The organism is Streptomyces diastaticus subsp. diastaticus (genome assembly GCF_011170125.1).
Lineage (GTDB): Bacteria > Actinomycetota > Actinomycetes > Streptomycetales > Streptomycetaceae > Streptomyces > Streptomyces diastaticus.
This window is the reverse complement of sequence record NZ_BLLN01000002.1, coordinates 1,050,895-1,067,448: the sequence shown is the minus strand read 5'-3', so window position 1 is coordinate 1,067,448 and position 16,554 is coordinate 1,050,895. Positions and strand designations below refer to the sequence as shown.

The 16,554-nt window shown below is 74.2% G+C and carries 15 protein-coding genes and 1 pseudogene; 8 read left to right on the top strand and 8 right to left on the bottom strand.

The genetic code is table 11. From position 1 onward, the window contains the following. Positions 1 to 129 precede the first annotated feature (129 nt). Entirely contained in the window at positions 130 to 1,212 is a 1,083-nt protein-coding gene (locus Sdia_RS06470) for a DUF2776 family protein (protein ID WP_100455387.1), read from the top strand. A gap of 179 nt (positions 1,213 to 1,391) precedes the next feature. Here Sdia_RS06470 and Sdia_RS06465 read toward each other — a convergent pair whose 3' ends face one another. After that, positions 1,392 to 2,099, bottom strand: coding sequence for a FadR/GntR family transcriptional regulator (locus Sdia_RS06465; RefSeq protein WP_100455386.1), 708 nt, complete (start codon positions 2,097 to 2,099; stop codon positions 1,392 to 1,394). Positions 2,100 to 2,420: 321 nt separating this feature from the next. Here Sdia_RS06465 and Sdia_RS06460 point away from each other — a divergent pair, with 321 nt between their 5' ends. The 4 genes and pseudogenes from Sdia_RS06460 (at position 2,421) to Sdia_RS06445 (ending at position 7,325) form a co-directional block, all read left to right on the top strand. After that, positions 2,421 to 3,743 (top strand): SLC13 family permease, encoded by a 1,323-nt coding sequence (locus tag Sdia_RS06460; RefSeq protein ID WP_189500442.1) that lies wholly within the window; start codon positions 2,421 to 2,423, stop codon positions 3,741 to 3,743. 91 nt (positions 3,744 to 3,834) lie between these two features. Then, positions 3,835 to 5,307 (top strand): acyl-CoA synthetase, encoded by a 1,473-nt coding sequence (locus Sdia_RS06455; RefSeq protein WP_100455384.1) that lies wholly within the window; start codon positions 3,835 to 3,837, stop codon positions 5,305 to 5,307. Beyond that, the gene (locus Sdia_RS06450) at positions 5,300 to 6,664 is read left to right on the top strand and encodes a carboxyl transferase domain-containing protein (RefSeq protein ID WP_124287354.1); all 1,365 of its coding nucleotides are present in this window, start codon (positions 5,300 to 5,302) and stop codon (positions 6,662 to 6,664) included. Before Sdia_RS06455 ends, Sdia_RS06450 begins: the two co-directional genes overlap by 8 nt. 89 nt (positions 6,665 to 6,753) lie before the next feature. Then, positions 6,754 to 7,325, top strand: a pseudogene (locus Sdia_RS06445) (GNAT family N-acetyltransferase). Between the two features lie 24 nt (positions 7,326 to 7,349). Here the strand turns inward: Sdia_RS06445 and Sdia_RS06440 are convergent. Together Sdia_RS06440 and Sdia_RS06435 are read right to left on the bottom strand one after the other, a co-directional pair. Continuing rightward, the gene (locus Sdia_RS06440) at positions 7,350 to 7,853 is read right to left on the bottom strand and encodes a winged helix DNA-binding protein (RefSeq protein ID WP_115068830.1); all 504 of its coding nucleotides are present in this window, start codon (positions 7,851 to 7,853) and stop codon (positions 7,350 to 7,352) included. A 202-nt stretch (positions 7,854 to 8,055) separates the two neighbouring features. Continuing rightward, positions 8,056 to 8,553, bottom strand: coding sequence for a GNAT family N-acetyltransferase (locus Sdia_RS06435; protein WP_115068831.1), 498 nt, complete (start codon positions 8,551 to 8,553; stop codon positions 8,056 to 8,058). Between the two features lie 466 nt (positions 8,554 to 9,019). Here Sdia_RS06435 and Sdia_RS06430 point away from each other — a divergent pair, with 466 nt between their 5' ends. Beyond that, a complete protein-coding gene (locus Sdia_RS06430) occupies positions 9,020 to 9,655 on the top strand; it encodes a peptidoglycan-binding protein (protein ID WP_414494557.1) in 636 nt (211 codons plus the stop codon). 37 nt (positions 9,656 to 9,692) lie between these two features. On the opposite strand, the gene Sdia_RS06425 is transcribed toward Sdia_RS06430, so the two are convergent. The 5 genes from Sdia_RS06425 to Sdia_RS06405 form a co-directional block, all read right to left on the bottom strand. Beyond that, a complete protein-coding gene (locus Sdia_RS06425; RefSeq protein ID WP_124287355.1) occupies positions 9,693 to 10,550 on the bottom strand; it encodes a DMT family transporter in 858 nt (285 codons plus the stop codon). Between the two features lie 173 nt (positions 10,551 to 10,723). Further along, positions 10,724 to 11,398 (bottom strand): response regulator, encoded by a 675-nt coding sequence (locus Sdia_RS06420; protein WP_100455378.1) that lies wholly within the window; start codon positions 11,396 to 11,398, stop codon positions 10,724 to 10,726. Further along, positions 11,395 to 12,654 carry a sensor histidine kinase gene (locus Sdia_RS06415; protein WP_189500443.1) on the bottom strand — a complete coding sequence of 420 codons (1,260 nt, stop codon included), beginning with the start codon at positions 12,652 to 12,654 and terminating at the stop codon, positions 11,395 to 11,397. Before Sdia_RS06415 ends, Sdia_RS06420 begins: the two co-directional genes overlap by 4 nt. Further along, positions 12,651 to 13,571: a CPBP family intramembrane glutamic endopeptidase gene (locus tag Sdia_RS06410; RefSeq protein ID WP_229831566.1), complete on the bottom strand. Its 921-nt coding sequence runs from the start codon at positions 13,569 to 13,571 to the stop codon at positions 12,651 to 12,653. The genes Sdia_RS06415 and Sdia_RS06410 overlap by 4 nt, the downstream gene beginning before the upstream one ends. 396 nt (positions 13,572 to 13,967) lie before the next feature. Further along, positions 13,968 to 14,903, bottom strand: coding sequence for an AraC family transcriptional regulator (locus Sdia_RS06405; protein ID WP_185393125.1), 936 nt, complete (start codon positions 14,901 to 14,903; stop codon positions 13,968 to 13,970). Between the two features lie 80 nt (positions 14,904 to 14,983). On the opposite strand from Sdia_RS06405, the gene Sdia_RS06400 reads away from it, so the two are divergent. Further along, positions 14,984 to 15,820: an NAD(P)H-binding protein gene (locus Sdia_RS06400; RefSeq protein WP_189400866.1), complete on the top strand. Its 837-nt coding sequence runs from the start codon at positions 14,984 to 14,986 to the stop codon at positions 15,818 to 15,820. 109 nt (positions 15,821 to 15,929) lie between these two features. Next, the gene (locus Sdia_RS06395; protein ID WP_189500444.1) at positions 15,930 to 16,550 is read left to right on the top strand and encodes an NAD(P)H-dependent oxidoreductase; all 621 of its coding nucleotides are present in this window, start codon (positions 15,930 to 15,932) and stop codon (positions 16,548 to 16,550) included. Positions 16,551 to 16,554 lie beyond the last annotated feature (4 nt).

Genomic DNA, 16,554 nt, shown 5'->3' with positions numbered 1-16,554 from the left:
GAAGGGGGCCCCGCCCGATCGGGAGCCCACGTACCGGCGAGGCCGGCCGGGAGGGTCCCGGCCGGCCTCCTGTGGCGACCCGGCGGGCCCCGCCCGATGATGAACTGACCCCGTCGTCGTGGAGGCTCGATGGACTACAGGATCAGTGTCCTCTTCCGTGCCATCCCGGTGTTGATGGCCGGGGTGTCCGCCGCGTTGGGCGGATACGTGCTGGCCCACTCGTCCGGGCCGTCCGCCCGAGTGGCGGGCCTGGTGCTCCTCTCCCTGGCGGCGATCTGCCTCTGCCTGTTCGCCACGGCGGCCACCATCATCAGGCAGCTCATCGGCCGGTACACCACGACGGACCGGTGGCTGTACCCCGTGTTCGGTTTCGCGGTCAGCGGCGCCACCATGGGCTACGGCCTCTCCCTGCTCGCCCAGAACCCCAGGCCGCCGCCCGACTTCGTCGCCGGACACGTCGTCTTCGGCGTCTCCATGATCTGCGTGTGCGTCTCGTGTGTGGCCACCAGCTCCACCCGGTTCCTTCTGATCACCGAGAACTCGGCACTGCCCGAGGGCTCCCCGCCGCGCTCACCGGCACCGTTCAGCGCACCCGCCGCAGGTGCCCTGTCGGCACTTCCCGTCCTCGCGGCCCTGACCACCTGGGTGTGGGCCTTCATCCTGCTGGCCGGCGGGGGCGGTGGGGCCCCGGCCGGCCGTTTCACCTCCGGCCACGTGATGGTGGGCCTGGCGCTCGTCTGCACCTGCCTGATCGGTCTGGTGGCGAGCATCCTGCGACAGATCCAGAACACCTACGCGCCGCGGGAACGCGTGCTCTGGCCCGTGGCCGCCGCCGTGCTGGGAGCCGTCGGCGTCATCCTGGGCCTCGTGGTCGTCGCCGCGCACAGCCGCTCCTCCCAGTTGTCCGCGGGGTTCGTGCTCATCGGCCTGGGGCTCGTCTGCTGGAGCATCCTCAGCAAGGTCCTGCTGCTCGCACTCGTCTGGCGGCGCACGGCTCCCCTGGCCAACCGGGTGCCGCTGATCCCCGTGGGCACGGCTCTGCTGTGCCTGTTCCTCATGGCGTTCCTCTTCGAGTCGGACGACAGCGCGGTGATCGTCGGAGCGCGCGTCCTGACCGGGCTCGGCGGCATCTGCTTCTCGCTCTTCTCCATCGTCTCCATCCTGGAGAGCGGGACCAGCGGTGACCAGGACGAGAGCGACACGGCCTCGTAGGGGGCCGGAACGCGCGCGTGCGAGCCCCGTCGACGGCTTGCCCCCGCGCCAAGGGCCGTCAGCGGGGGCGTGGAGGCGGGTCCCCCGGCCCGTGAGCGGCGGCGCCGGGTACCCGCCGGGGTCCACGCGGGCCCCGGTGCCGCCGGTTCCCTGCCCGGCGGGAGCCCCGACCCGGGCGCTCAGCGGTCCCCCGGCTCCCACTCCAGCAGCCGCACCTTCGCCACCGTCCGTACGTGGCGGCGCATCGCGGCCGCCGCCTGTCCCGGGGTACCGGACTCGATGGCGTCGAGGATGGCGTGGTGCTGGGCGAGGGAGCGGTCGGGGCGGCCGGGCTGGCGGAGGGATTCGCGCCGGCTCTCGGTGATCTGGTCGGTGAGCGAGGCCATGAACTCGGCGAGCAGCGGGCTGTGCCCCGCCTCGGTGACGGCGGCGTGGAAGAGGCGGTCGCCCTCCTCCCCGTGGCCACCGTCCGCGATCTCCCCGGCCATGTGGGCGAGGGCGGCACGCAGGGCGGTGAGGTCGGCCTCGGTACGGCGGGCGGCGGCGAGTTCGGCGAGCTTGGTCTCCAGGGCCTCGCGGGCCTCCAGCACGTCGGGCAGGCGGCGCCGGCGTTCGACCAGGCGCTCCACCGGTTCGTGGTCGAGGGTGTCGCGGAGCAGGTAGGTACCGCCGCCGTGCCGGGTCTCGACCAGGCCCTGCACCTCCAGGACGACCACGGCCTGCTTGACGGAGGCGCGGCTCACGCCGAGGCGCTGGGCCAGGTCGCGTTCGGCGGGCAGGCGGTCCCCGGCGGTGAGGTGGTGGTCGGCGGCGTAGGCGCGGAGGCGTTCGAGGACCTGCTCGTAGAGGCGGGTGCGGCCCATCGGGCGCAGCGCGTCGTCGGTCATGCGAAACCCCTGTCCTCCGGCTGCCGCCGGGTCCCCTGCCGTCCCCCGCACCGGCCTGCGCGCGGGTCCCCCGGGCGCCCGGGCCGGTCGCGCCCGGAGCGTAGCACCGGCCCTGGAGCGGACCTTGATGTCTGCCCGGTGGACGAGTGGCTGAACCAATTCCCGCGCGACCCGTTGACACCCGGCGCGCCAGGGCCGAGCGTGGTCCAGCCACCGGGCCAATGAGGCGTTCCGCCTCTTCGGCCCCGGGTCCTTTCGGGCTCAACACCCCACTGGACCCCGTGACATGACCCATTGGGACCCATGGGACGGGAGCCCCTGATGTCTGCCGAACCACTCTCCATCCTGGTGCTGGCGGTGCTGTTCGTCGTCGGCACCACCCGCTCCGTGAACATGGGCGCACTGGCCTTCGCCGCCGCCTTCGGGGTCGGCACGCTGGCCGCCGGGCTCGACGCGGACGGGATCTTCGCCGGGTTCCCCGGAGACCTCTTCGTGGTGCTGGTCGGCGTCACGTACTTCTTCGCCATCGCCCGCGCCAACGGCACCACCGACTGGCTGGTGCACGCCGGGATCCGGCTGGTGCGCGGCCGGATCGCGCTGATCCCCTGGGTGATGTTCACCGTCACCGGGGTGCTGACCGCGATCGGCGCGGTCAGCCCGGCGGCGGTCGCCATCGTCGCCCCGCTCGCCATGGGCTTCGCCGCCCGCTACGGCGTCAAGCCGCTGCTGATGGGCGCCCTCGTCGTGCACGGCGCCCAGGCCGGCGGCTTCTCCCCGATCAGCATCTACGGCTCGACGGTCAACGGCATCCTGGAACGCGAGGGCCTGCCGGGCAGCCCGGTCGCCCTCTTCCTCGCGAGCCTCCTCGCCAACCTGGCCATCGCCGCCCTGCTCTTCGTCGCCCTCGGCGGACTCCGCCTGCGGGGACGGGACCTGGGCGACGCGGGCGCGCCGGACGAGGCGGCGGGCGGGACGGGCGGAGCCGGCGGTACCGGGCGTGCGGGCACCCTCACCGGCACCCACGCCATCCCCGACGTCGACCTGCTGCGCCTCACCCCCGCCCGGATCGCCACTCTCGCCGGGCTGGTCGCCCTGGTCGTCGCGGTGCTGGTCCTCGACCTGGACGCGGGCCTGACCGCCATCACCCTGGCCGTGCTGCTCGCCGTCGTCTGGCCGCAGGACAGCAGGACCGCGGTCGCCCACATCACCTGGCCGACGGTGCTGCTGATCTGCGGCATGCTCACCTACGTCTCGGTGCTCCAGGAGATGGGGACGATCGACTGGGCCGGGGAGCACGTCGGCTCCGTCGCCATCCCGCTGCTGGCGGCGCTGCTGTTCTGCTACATCGGCGCGGTCGTCTCCGCCTTCGCCTCGTCCGTCGGGATCATCGGCGCGCTCATCCCGCTCGCCGTGCCGTTCCTGGAGCAGGGCGAGATCGGCGTGGTGGGCATGGTCGCGGCGCTCTCGGTGTCGGCGACCGTGGTCGACGTCAGCCCCTTCTCCACCAACGGCGCGCTGGTGCTGGCGGCCGCCGAGGACACCGACCGCGAACGCTTCTTCCGCCAGCTCATGCTGTACGGCGGCGCCGTCACCGTGCTGGCCCCGGCCGTGCTCTGGCTGGCGCTGGTGGTGCCCGGCCTCTGACCCGGGTAACCCTGGTCGGGAGGCGCCGCCTGACCGGGGCGCCCCCGACCGGCGCAGCCCCTGCCCGGCCCGACCCCGAGGAGACGCACCCGTGACCTCGCCCGCCGCACCCGAGACGGCCCCGCTCTTCCCCGCCCTGCACGCCCCGCCGACGCCGCCGGGGCCCACCCTCCGCTTCGGCGACCGCGCCCTGGAGTACGCGCAGGTCGCCCGCCTCGCCGGGGCACTCGCCCGCGAGCTGCCGCACGGCCGCCGGGTCGCCGTCTGGGCGACGCCGAGCCTGGAGACCGCGGTGGGCGTGGTCGCGGCCCTGCTCGCCGGGGTGGCCGCCGTACCGCTCAACCCGAAGGCGGGGGCGCGCGAGCTGGCGCACATCCTCGCGGACAGCGACCCGGCACTGGTGCTGGCGGCCCCCGGCGAGGTGCTGCCCGAGGAACTGGCGGGGCTGGCGCGCAGGAACGTGGCGACCGACCCGGAGACCGTCGCGGAGTCGGTGGCGCTGCCCGCCGAGCCGGGCCCCGAGGCGCCCGCGCTGATCGTCTACACCTCGGGCACCACCGGCCCGCCCAAGGGCGTCGTGCTGCCCCGGCGCGCCCTGACCAGCACGCTCGACGCGCTTCAGGACGCCTGGGGGTGGACGGCCGACGACACCCTCGTGCACGGCCTGCCCCTCTTCCACGTGCACGGCCTGATCCTGGGCGTCCTCGGCCCGCTGCGGCGCGGCGGCTCCTTGGTCCACCTGGTCCGCTTCTCCCCGGACGGGGTGCGCCGGGCGCTGGAGGACGGGGCGACGCTGATGTTCGGCGTCCCGACGATGTACCACCGGATCGCCGAGGAGGCCGCCTCGGACCCGGCGCTCGCCGCCGCCCTCGCCAAGGCGCGGCTGCTGGTCTCCGGCTCGGCCGCGCTCCCCGTCCACGACCAGGAACGCATCGCCGCCGCCACCGGCCGCCGCGTCGTCGAGCGGTACGGCATGAGCGAGACCCTGATGAACACCAGCGTCCGCGCCGACGGCGAGCCGCGTCCCGGCACGGTCGGCCTGCCGCTGGCCGGGGTCGCGCTGCGGCTCGTCGAGGACGACGGTACGGAGATCGCGGAGTGGGACGGTGAGACGGTCGGCGAGATCCAGGTGCGCGGCCCGAACCTCTTCACCGAGTACCTGAACCGGCCCGACGCCACCGCCGAGGCGTTCGACGGCGACTGGTTCCGCACCGGGGACATGGCGGTCCGCGACCCCGACGGGTACGTGCGGATCGTCGGCCGCCGCGCCACCGACCTCATCAAGTCCGGCGGCTACAAGATCGGCGCGGGCGAGATCGAGAACGCCCTGCTCGACCTCCCCGGCGTGCGTGAGGCCGCCGTCACCGGCGAACCCGACCCTGACCTCGGCGAACGCGTCGTCGCCTGGCTGGTCACCGACGGCGCTCCGCTGGACGAGCGGGAGGTCGCCGACCACGTGGCCCGCCAGCTCGCCCCGCACAAGCGCCCCCGCGTCGTCCGCCACCTCGACGCCCTGCCCCGCAACGACATGGGCAAGATCATGAAGCGGTCCCTCCATGGCTGACCCCGGCGCCCTCACCGCCCGCGCCCTGATCGCCTCCCTCGACCCGGACTACGTGGAACTGGGTTTCATCGGACCGCGGTTCACGGACGGACCGCTGGAGTGGGCCGGGTACGGCACGGCCCGCGCCCGCGCCCGCGAGCGGACCGGCGAGCGCGAGTCCGTCGTCTGCGCCACCGCCCGGGTGGGGGCGGCGGACGGCTCCGCCCCCGCTCCCGAGGCGGTTCTGATCGCCTTCGAGTTCGGCTTCCTCGGCGGCTCGCTCGGCGAGGCCACCGGCGACCGCGTCGAGGCGGCCTACGCGCACGCCCGCACCCACCGGCTCCCCGTCGTCTCCCTGGTCGCCACGGGCGGCAGCCGTATGCAGGAGGGTATGCGCGCCCTCGCCCAACTCCAGCGCGTCGCCCGGCAGACCGTGCTCACCCGGCGCGCCGGGCTCCCGCAGATCGCGGTGGTCCGCGACCCCACCACCGGCGGCGGCTGGGCCACCCTGGCGGCCGGCGCCGACGTGGTCCTCGCCCTGCCCGGCGCCCAGGTCGGTTTCGCCGGCTCGCGGGTCCGCCCGCCCGGCGCCGAACCGTGGGCGTACACCGCCGAAGGACAGCACGCGGCCGGGCACGTGGACGCGCTCACCGAACCTGCCGACCTGTCGGACCGCCTCGGCCGCTGGCTGACCCTGCTCACCGCCCCGGTGGTCCCCGCGCGCCGGGCCGACCCGCCGCACGCGCTGCGCCCCGGCCCGCTCCCGGCCGACGGCGCCGAGGCCGTCCGCCGCGCCCGGGCACCCGAACGGCCGCGCGCCGACGCCTACCTGGACGCCTACTTCGACTGGCGCGAGGAGATCCGGGGCGACCGGACCGGCGCCACCGACCCCGGCACACGGTGCGGTTTCGGCCGCCGCGACGGGCGGACCGTCGCCTACGCGGCCCAGTGCGGCACCGCGACCCGGCCCGCCGGATTCCGCACCGCCGCCCGCCTGGTCCGCACGGCCGACCGGCTCGGCATCCCCGTCCTCACCCTCATCGACACCCCCGGCGCCGCCAACGACGCGGCGGCCGAACAGGGCGGCGCGGGCCCGGCCATCGCCGACCTCTTCGCCGCCGTCGCCGAGGCCGAGGTCCCCGTCACCTCGCTGCTGATCGGCGAGGGCGGCTCCGGGGGCGCGCTGGCCCTGGCCGCCCCCGGCCACCTCTGGGTCACCCCCGACAGCTACTTCTCGGTCATCGCCCCCGAACTGGCCGCCGCCATCCTCAAGCGGCCCCCGGAGGAGATCCCGGCCACCGCCGACGCGCTCCGGCTGCGCCCCCAGGACGCGGTGGAACTGGGGGTGGCGCGAGGGGTCGTACCGGGGGCGGCGTAGGGGGCCGTGTCCGCGTGGGGCGCCCGGCCCGGCGCCCCACGCGGAGAACCGGTGTCCCGGCGGGACCGCGCGGGCGCACCGTGGCGCCCATGACCTCGCCCACGCCCACCCTGCGTACCGGACGCCTGCGGCTGCGTCCCTTCACCGGTGCCGACGCCGGACGCCTCTTCGCCCTGCACAGCGACCCCCGCGTGATGCGCTACTGGGACTCCGCCGTGTGGACGGAGCGGTCACGCGCGGAACGCTTCCTCGCCGTCTGCCGGGAGATCGCGGAAGAGGGCACCGGCGTGCGCGTGGCCGTCGACCGCGCCTCCCACGGGTCCTTCGTCGGCTGGAGCGGCCTGACCGGCCGCCGGCCGCAGCACCGCGGCGCGGCCCCGGCTACTGCTTCGACGAGGCCGCGTGGGGCCACGGCTACGCGACGGAGACCGCGCACGCCGTGCTGCGCTGGGCCTTCGACACCCTGGACCTGGACCGGGTCCAGTCCGGGACCGACACCCGCGACCTCGCCTCCGCCCGGGTCCTGGAGAAGCTCGGATTCGTGCGGGAGGGCACCCTGCGGGAGGAGTGCGTGGTGGCCGGCGAGGTCTCCGACACCTGGGTGTTCGGGCTGCTCGGTCGGGAGTGGCGGCCGGCGGCCGGGCCGCTCGCGGCCGGCTGACGCGCGTCGCGGGGGCGGGCGCGCTCAGAGCGCGGGCACGGTCGCCCCCGTGTTCCGCAGCAGCCGCATCAGCACACGCAGGGCCGTCGCGTAGTCGGCGTCGCTGATCCCCGCGTGCAGCTCGGCGCGCCACTCGGGCGCCCGGGCCTTCAGGCCGGCGCGGGCCGCGTCGCCCGCCTCGGTGATCCAGAGCCGCCCGTCGCCGTCCCGGGTGACCCAGCCGGCCGCGAGCAGCACCTCCGCCTCGGCCGCGAGGTCGTCCTCGGGCCGGAGGAAGGAGGCCATCGCCGCCCGGAGTTCCCCGACGGTCCTCCCCTGCCCGTCCTCGGAGACGTCGTTCGCCGACAGGAACCGCAGTATCCAGAACCGGGGCTGGGTGAACCCCGCTTCGGCCTGCTTGCGGCGCACGAACCCGATGGTCGCCTCGTAGGCCAGCTTGGTCCAGTACGGGGCCGGCTGGGCGGCCAGCTCCTCGTCGGTGTACCGGGGGCGGGCGTCCGGCTGGGCTGCCTGTGCCTCGGCGCTCATGGTGGTGTCCCTTCGTCCTCGACAGGTCGGTCGCGGCCCGTGCGTCCGGGCCGACGTGGCCGAACGTAGAACCTCAACCACGCTTGAGAGCAAGGGGGTCGGGCCGTGGGTCAGGGACGTCGGGCCCCGGGCCGGTGGGTGGCCGAAGGCCCGGTCGACGTGCCGGCCCGTCAGCGACGGATGACAGGTACGCCCCGCCGGGTCAGTCGTCGACCAGCGACCGGTGCATGATGTGCAGCCCCACATAACCCTCGCCCGGATGCCGGAACCCCTCCGGCAGCGTGCCCAGCACCTCGAAGCCCAGCGACTCGTACAGCCTGACCGCGCGGGTGTTGGTGGCGACCACCGCGTTGAACTGCATCGCCCGGTACCCCTCGGCCCGGGCCCAGTCGATCGTGTACGTGCAGAGCGCCCGGCCCACGCCCCGGCCGCCGTGCGCGGGGTCGACCATGTAGCTGGCGCTGGCGACGTGGCCGCCGTTGCCCAGGTGGTTGCGGTTCATCTTGGCGGTGCCGAGGACCGCGCCGGAGTCGTCCACGGCGACCACGGTGCGGCTCGGCGCCTTCGTCATCCACCAGCCCTCGGCGTCCTCGCGGGACAGGTCGAGCGGGTAGGTGAACGTCTCGCCCGCGCGGACGATGCGGGCGAAGAAGGGCCAGACGGCGGCCCAGTCCTCGGTGCGGGCCTCACGAATCAGCATCCGGCCATCCTGGCCTCCGCACGCACCGCCGGTCCACGGCATTTCCGCGCCGTGCCCCCGCCCTTGACCTCGACTCCGCTCGAACTCCTCCCTTCGGCCGGGCACGACACCCACCGACCGCCCGACCCGCCCCGGGAGCCCGCCATGACCGCCGCACCCACCGCACGGCGCGGGCACCTTGCGGGTCCGGGGGGTAAGTCAGGGCTTACACCCCTTGCGCCCGCGCTTTCCGCGCACCGAGTCTGTCTCGCGTCGTTGCACGCATCCCCCCACCGCCTTGCGTCCCGACGGCCTCACCACGCGCGGCGTCCCGCCCTCCCGTGGCCCGGCGCCGGCCCGCCTCGCCGCCAAGGCCGGGAGACGGTGCGAGCGCACGCGTGCGGCCCGGGGCGCTCGACGTCCTACCGAAGGAGTGGCGTTGCGCACCTCCCGTTCTCTTTGTCTCCGCGCGGCCCTCACGGCCTCCATGGTCGCCGCCGGCGTGCTCCTCACCGCGCCGGGCACCGTCCAGGCCGCCGAGCCGCCCCGTCCCGCCGCCACCGCCGCACCCGGCCAGGGCCTGGAGTGGTTCCAGGCCCGGCACGGCCTGCCGCGCACCGGCTCGGTCGACGACGCGACCGCGCGGGAACTCCAGCAGGCACCGGACTCCGAGTTGCGCCGGACCTTCCGCACCGCGCAGGACCTCGGCCCGGAGGAACTGGCCAACGCCCGTACCGTCATCGGCGTCGGCAAGGGCGCGAACATCCCCGAACAGGGCCAGGTCATCGCCTTGATGACGGCCATGCAGGAGTCGAAGTTCGTCAACTACACGGTGCCCGTCGACCACGACTCCCTGGGCATATTCCAGCAGCGCCCGAGCACCGGCTGGGGTACGCCCGAGCAGATCACCGACGTCCCCACCTCGTCGAAGTCGTTCTACGGAGTGGCTCCGTTCGGCAGCAACCCGGGGCTCGTCCAGATCGCCGGCTGGGAGACGATGGCACCCGGTGACGTGTGCCAGGCCGTGCAGCGGTCGGCCTACCCGGACCGGTACGCCCAGTGGGAAGGCTTCGCCCGCGACCTGCTCGCGAGGGAGAGCCCCACGGTGCCGCCGATCCCCTGACCCTGCGGGCCCCGCGGCCCCTCCGGCGTACGCGGGCTCACCCGGTCAGGTCCCGCAGGTGCGGCACCGCCCGGGTGAGCTCCCGTACGCCCCAGGCGATCAGGGCCACGCCCACCAGCTCCGGCACCACCCACCAGCCGCCGCGCACGCTCTCCTCGTAGACGACGACGCCGAGCAGCAGGCTGACCGAGGCGTCGCCGATGGTCAGCGCGGGCTGGGAGGCGGCGAGCGGCCCGGCCTGGAGGGCGTTCTCCAGCAGCAGCACCGCCGCGATCCCCGTCAGGGCGAACCCGTACGTCTGCCAGGTGGTGAGGAACGCCGTGAGGCCCTCGTCGGCGAGGGTGCCGGTGGCGGACTTGAGCAGCGCGGCCGTCAGGGCGTTGCCGACGGCCGCCGCGCCGCCCAGCGCCGTGGCCCGGACCAGCCGCGACCGGCTCGCCCGGGACGCCACCACCGCCAGCGCCATCGCCCCCAGGCACCCGGCGAGCACCGGGATCCACCGGGCCATCGAAGCGTCGGTACGGGCTCCCGAGGGCGCCGCCGCGCCCAGCACCGCGACCAGCCCCACCACCACCGCGGCCACCGCCCACCACCCCTCGCGCGGCAGCCGGCGGTGCAGCAGCGGCACCCCGATCAGCAGCGCGAACGGCAGCTCCAGCACGAACACCGGCTGGACCAGCGCGAGCGGCCCGTTGGCCAGCGCCAGCGCCTGGAACAGGGCAGCGCCGGTGACCCCGGCGATCCCCAGCAGCCACGCCGGCTTCCGGGCCAGCTCCCGCAACAGCCGCCACCCGCCGCCGGAGGAGACCGAGGAGGCGGCCTTCCGCTGGAAGGCGGTACCGGCGGCGTTGCTGGCGGCACCGAGGACGGCGAAAAGAACAGCGAGCACGAGCATGGGCCATCCGTGCCCGGACCGGGACGGGCGCTCCCCGCGCAGGACGGATTGCCGCCGATCGGAGCAGGGGAAGCCGGTTCCGGTCGCCGCCCCGGTGCCTCCGCGGTGACGCGGTGCCCCCTCGCGTGATCGTGGTCAACGGCGGTCCCGGTGCGGGCGGGCCCTGGACGTGTTCAGCGCGAGGTGTCGTCCACCGTCACGACGCGGTTCTGGTAGGCCCAGACAGCCGCTTGCAGACGGGACCGCACGCCGAGCTTGGGCAGCAGCCGGGCGAGATGCGACTTGACGGTGGCGACCTCGACGACGAGTGTTCCGGCGATCTGCTCGTTCGACATGCCCTGCGCCAGCAACAGCAGAATGTCCCGCTCGCGGGCGGTGAGCATGTCGATCCCCCGCGCCGCCGTGACGGGTCGCAGCCGCCGTCGCTGCACGTACTCGGCGACGACACGGCGGGTGAGAGTGCGGTCGAGAGTGCCGTGGCCCGCGGCGACATGACGGATCGCCCGCAGGATCTCCTCAGGGTCGGAGTCCTTGAGCAGGAACCCGGAGACCCCCGCTTCCAACGCCCGGAAGACGTAGTCGTCGATGTCGAAGGTCGTGAGGATCAGCACCGGGACGGCCGGAGACGCGCCGGGGCCGCAGATACGGGCCGCAACGTCGATACCGTCCATCCCCGGCATCCGGATGTCCAGGCACGCCACGTCCGGCACCAGCTCGGCAGCCAGGTCGAGGGCCTCCAGCCCGTCCGCGGCGACACCGACGACATCGACGTCCTCCTCCGCGTTCAGCAGCGCACTCAGGCCGGCGCGGACGAGAGGCTGGTCGTCGGCGAGGAGTACTCGGATCATGCGGACCCCTCCGGGAGGTCGTGGTCGCTCTCGCGGGGGATGCTCATACGGTTCTCCCAGCCGTCGTCGCCGGTCGGGCCTGCGTCGAAGAACCCGCCGACGAGGGCGGCACGCTCCCTCATTCCGACGATGCCGAAGCCCGTGCCTCGCGAAGCGGGACGGGCCTGCGGGCCGGGTGGTGCGTTGCGGACGGTGAGCCGCAGCCGGCTCGGATCGCGGTCGTCCACGGTGACGACGCAGGGGGCGCCGGGGGCGTGCCGTGAGGCGTTCGTGAGGGATTCCTGCACCATGCGGTAGGCGGCAAGCTGACCCAGCGGGCTGACTCCTGTGCCCGGATCCCGCCGTCCGTCGCTCCGCAACGCGAAGTCGACACGGGCTCCGGTGAGACGTGCCGTCTCGATCAGACCGGTGAGGGTGTCGAGGGTCTTGACGCCCTCGTCCCCGGAGCCGACATCGCGGAGCAACCCCACCAGCCGACGCAGGTCCTCCAGGATCGCGTTGCTCTGCTCGCGGATCTCCAAGGCCCCGGAGCGGGCTTCGTCCGGTGCCGATACGGTCTGCCGCGCGACGGCCGAGGCCATCAACGAGATGCCGGACAGGTGGTGAGCGGCGATGTCGTGCAGTTCGCGCGCCATCGCGGCCCGTTCCAGGGCGATCGCCTCGCCGATCTTGGCATCCCGCTCACGGGTGACCGCCGCCAGCGTCTCCCGCTGCGCGGCCCTCGTCGCGCGCTGTGCGGCGACGACGGAGGCCGGCAACAGCGGCAGACCGACCACCAGAGCCGCCTGGAGCACCGCCTGCAGCACCAGGGCCGACCCGTCGGTGCGGGCTTCGGCGCTGCCGTTGACGAAGTGCGCGGCCGCCACCAGCACGCCCGAGGCCAGGGCCCACCGGCGCACATCGCGCCAGGCCCCGGTCAGCCCGGCCACGAACGCGGCCACCAGAACCGGCAACGCGGTGACGGTGAACAGGCCGCTGGGAACCACGGCCGCCAGGACGAGGGGGAGAGCGGCCGCACAGCCCAGCGTGGCGGTCGCCTGACGGCGCCACAGGAGGGTCGCCGACTGCAGGACGAGCGTCACGGCCGTCCACCACCAGGCGGCCGTGCCGAGAGCCGCTCCGCCCATCGACGGGTCGTCACGCGACAGCAGGGCGATGATCCACAGAAGGGCCAGCGCACTCAGCACGGTCGTCGTGGCGGTCGCCGTGGCGGTCGCTGCGGAACGGGACCTGTCAGCTCGCTGCGCGGTGGTCACGAGTCGATCGTAGTGCGGGCCCGGTCGGCCCCCGTCTGACGGTCGGACGGTTCCGTACCGCCGTGGCCCGGGGAGAAGAACGGTGGGAGGGGGTCATGGCCGAGACGCCCGCGCGTGGCGACGACGATGACTGCCGCGGCGACGGAGGCACCGGTCCCCATCGCGACGAGGGCGAGCTCTCCGTCCAGGCCGGGGAACATCTCGGACCACATGACGGACGCGAAGGTGTTGACGCCCACATGCATGAGCATGGACAGCGGCAGGCTCTGCCCGGTGCGGTTGAACACCCACGACATCACGATGTTGAACGCGACGCAGAACGTGAGGAAGGCCAGAGGTCGCGTCCAGGACGCCTCGGGGTAGCCGCCCCACTCGGTGAGGAACAGCGGGAGGTGCCACACACCCCACAGCGGGCCCAGGACGAAGGCGGCGCGCAGCGGCGAGAACCGGCTCTGCAGGCGGGGAAGGGCGAAGTCGCGCCACCCGGGCTCCTCGGCCAGACCGGTCGTGATCATCTGGAACAGCAGCATCGGCACGAAGGCGGTGAGTGCCGCGGCCGAAGGGGCGGCGACCTGTCCGCCGGAGAACGCCAAGCCCGTCAGGAGCATTCCGGCGGGGACGCTGAGCAACGTGATCGCGTACCAGCGCCCGCCGACCCTCCACCGCCACAGCCGGCGCGTCCAGGCCCGCAGCCCGGTCCGGCCGTCCACCAGCGCGGTCATCACGAAAGCCGCACCGATCGGCCCCAGGTAGGCGCCCGGGAGGACCCCCAGCACTTGAGTGGTCCCGAGAATCGCGGGGAACCGGTGGTCCCAGACGCCGAGGCCGTTCTGCGACAGGATGTACGGCAGCCATGCCACCCAGCTCAGCCCGTTCGCGAGGAGGAAGAAGTAGGTCAGCGGACGCGCTCGCGCCATCTCGCGGAGCCTTGCCGGAGCCGGGTCGGGGACCGGGAAGCCGGACGGGCCGGTTCGGGTCTGTGTCAGGACGGGAACGCTAGGGTTCCTCGCCGGCGGGCTCTACGGCCCGATGGTTGCATCGAGGCAGTGCATCCGAAGGATGCAAACCCGCTCCGCGCGGAGAGCGCGGTCCCGTCGCCTTCGGCGACGCGTCGTCGGAACGGACCTGCTCAGCGATCTGGAGGGCCTTGACGCTGATGCGGCACGCGGAGCACGGCTCGGCTCGGCACTGTCCGGCGGCTGGCAGCGAAACCCTCCGGGCACGTCGCGGCCACCACGGTCGGGGGCGGGCTGCCGGTGTCGGTCACGGACTTCTTGCGTGGGACCGGGACCGGCTTCCCGCACTCGCCTGCGTCAGTGGGCTGCGGTGGTGCGGCGGTAGGCGCTGGGTGTGGTGCCGCGGACCCTCTTGAAGGCCACGCTGAACGCGAACGGGTCGGTGTAGCCGACAGTACGGGCCACGGACGCGACCGTGGCGGAGGGCTGCTCGGTCAGAAGGTCCGCGGCGAGCGTCATGCGCCAACGGGTGAGGTAGGTCAGCGGCGGTTCGCCGAGCAGTTCGGTGAACCGCTTGGCCAGCGTCGAGCGAGACACTCCGGTACGCCGGGCCAGTGCGGCCACCGTCCAGGGCGCGGACGGTTCGGCGTGCAGCAGGCGCAGGGTCTCGCCGGCCACCGGGTCCTTCTGCGCGGACCACCAGGCCGGAGGACGACGGCCGGGACCGTCGAGCCAGGTGCGCAGCGTGCAGACCAGCATCCAGTCCAGGAGCCGGTCGAGCACCACCTGCTGGCCCGGTTCGTCACGGGCGACCTCGGCGGCGAGATGGCCGAGCACCGGGTCGCCGTCACCGCCGGCGGGCACGCGCAGCACGACGGGCAGGCTGTCCAGCAGCTGTCGGCCGATCTCGCCGCTCACCGGATAGGCGCCGACGACCAGGGTCGTCGTGCCGCCCCCTGCCTCGCCGGGGTCGTGCCAGCCCAGCCGGTGGCGGGTGCCGCCCTGCTCAGGGGTGGCGCACTCCTCGCTGCACACGAGGGGCTCGGCTGCGGTCGCGGGGTCGTCGACGAAGGTGAAGGTCGAGGGGCCGCGCACCACGATCGTGTCGTGGGCTCCGAGCTGTTCGGGCGGATGGCCGTCCGGAACGATCCAGCCGGCCCCGGTGAGGACGGTGCACAGCGTCAGCGGGGCCCCGTCCACGAAGTGCAGGGACCAGGGCGGGGACAGCGTGGAGCTGCCGAACAGGGAGCCGTGGGCTCGCACGCCGCGGAACAGCTCACTGGTGATGTCCACCCCGCCAGATTAGACGATCACAAAGGCGGAGCAGCTCTTCACCCATGGGAAAGTCCGGACGGCCGGTGTTGTGTGGAGGCATGAACGCACACACTCTTGTGGTCGGCGCGACCGGCCGGACGGGGCGCCGGGTCGCCGCCCGGCTGCGACTGCGCGGCATCCCGGTCCGCGCCGCCTCCCGGTCCAGCCCGGCCCATTTCGACTGGTCCCAGCCGGGTGGCTGGGACGCCGTCCTGCGCGGCGTCGACGCGGCCTATGTGGTGCCCCCGCCGGTACCGGGCCCGGCGCACGCGTTCGCGGCGCGGGCCGCGGCCGCCGGGGTGCGGCGGTTGGTGCTGCTCTCCGGCCGCGGTGCGGACGGCTGGGGCGGCTCGGAGTTCGGGCGGAACATGCTCTCCGCCGAGGATGCCGTCCGCGGCGCGCCCCTGGAATGGACCGTGCTGCGGGCGTCGAACTTCGCCCAGAACTTCGGCGAGGACGTCTTCCACGCACCGCTGCTCGCCGGCGAACTCGCGCTGCCGGCCGGGGATGTTCCCGAGCCCTTCGTCGACGTGGAGGACATCGCGGACGCCGCGGTCGTGGCACTGACCGAGCCTGAACGGCACGCCGGGCAGGTGTACGAGCTGAGCGGGCCCCGCCCCGTCGGGTTCGCCGAAGCCGTCGAGCTGATCGCGCGGGCGTCAGGGCGGGCGCTCACCTACCGGCGGATCACGCGTGACGCGTACGTAGCGGCGCTCGTCGGGCAAGGCGTGGGTCCGCACGAGGCCGACGAGGTCGCCGAGATGTTCGCGTTGCTGGCGGGCGGTTCGGTCGCGGGGACGACCGGCGACCTCACCACCGTGCTGGGGCGCGCGCCGCGCGCCTTCGAGGAGTACGTCGTCCGCGCGGCCGCGGCCGGCGTCTGGGACCCGCTGTGACGCGCCGCCCCCGCCCTCTCCCGCCGGGCACCGCACACGGCACGCCTGCGCCTGCGGCCTGCGTGGACCTCTCATTCCCGGCACCGGCCCCACCCAAGGACGTACCGTCATGAGCACCGACGACATGCCGCGCACCCTCGTGGTCATCGCGCACCCTGATCCTGGCTCTCTCACCCACCACGTCTCGCAACGCCTCGGCGCTGCCCTGCGCCCCGGGGCGGTCGAGGTCGCGGATCTGCACCGGGAGGGGTTCGACCCCCGGTTCACCCCGGCGGACCGTCGCGCCTACCACGAGGGCGGCGGCCACCCGCCCGACGTGCTTCGCGAACAGCAGCGCCTGGACCGGGCGACCGACCTCGTTCTGGTCTTCCCGGTGTACTGGTGGTCGGTGCCGGCCCTGCTGAAGGGGTGGATCGACCGGGTCTTCGTGAGCGGCTGGGCCTTCGAGTACTCCGCCCCGGCAGGGGTGCAGCCCAAGCTCCAGCGGCTCACGACGCACCTGCTGCCGGTAGCCGGTGCCGACGCCGGCGCGTACGAGCGGCACGGCTACGGGACGGCGCTGCGCACGCAACTCACGCACGGCCTCGTCGACTACGTCGGCAGCCGCCGCGGCGCCACTGCCTTCGTCCACGATTCCGAGCAGCCCTCCACCGAGGCCACAGAGGCCACCGTCGACCGCGCGGTCCGCACGGTCGCGGCCGCAGTCCGGGTCCCCGCTCCTCGTCCCTGACCCG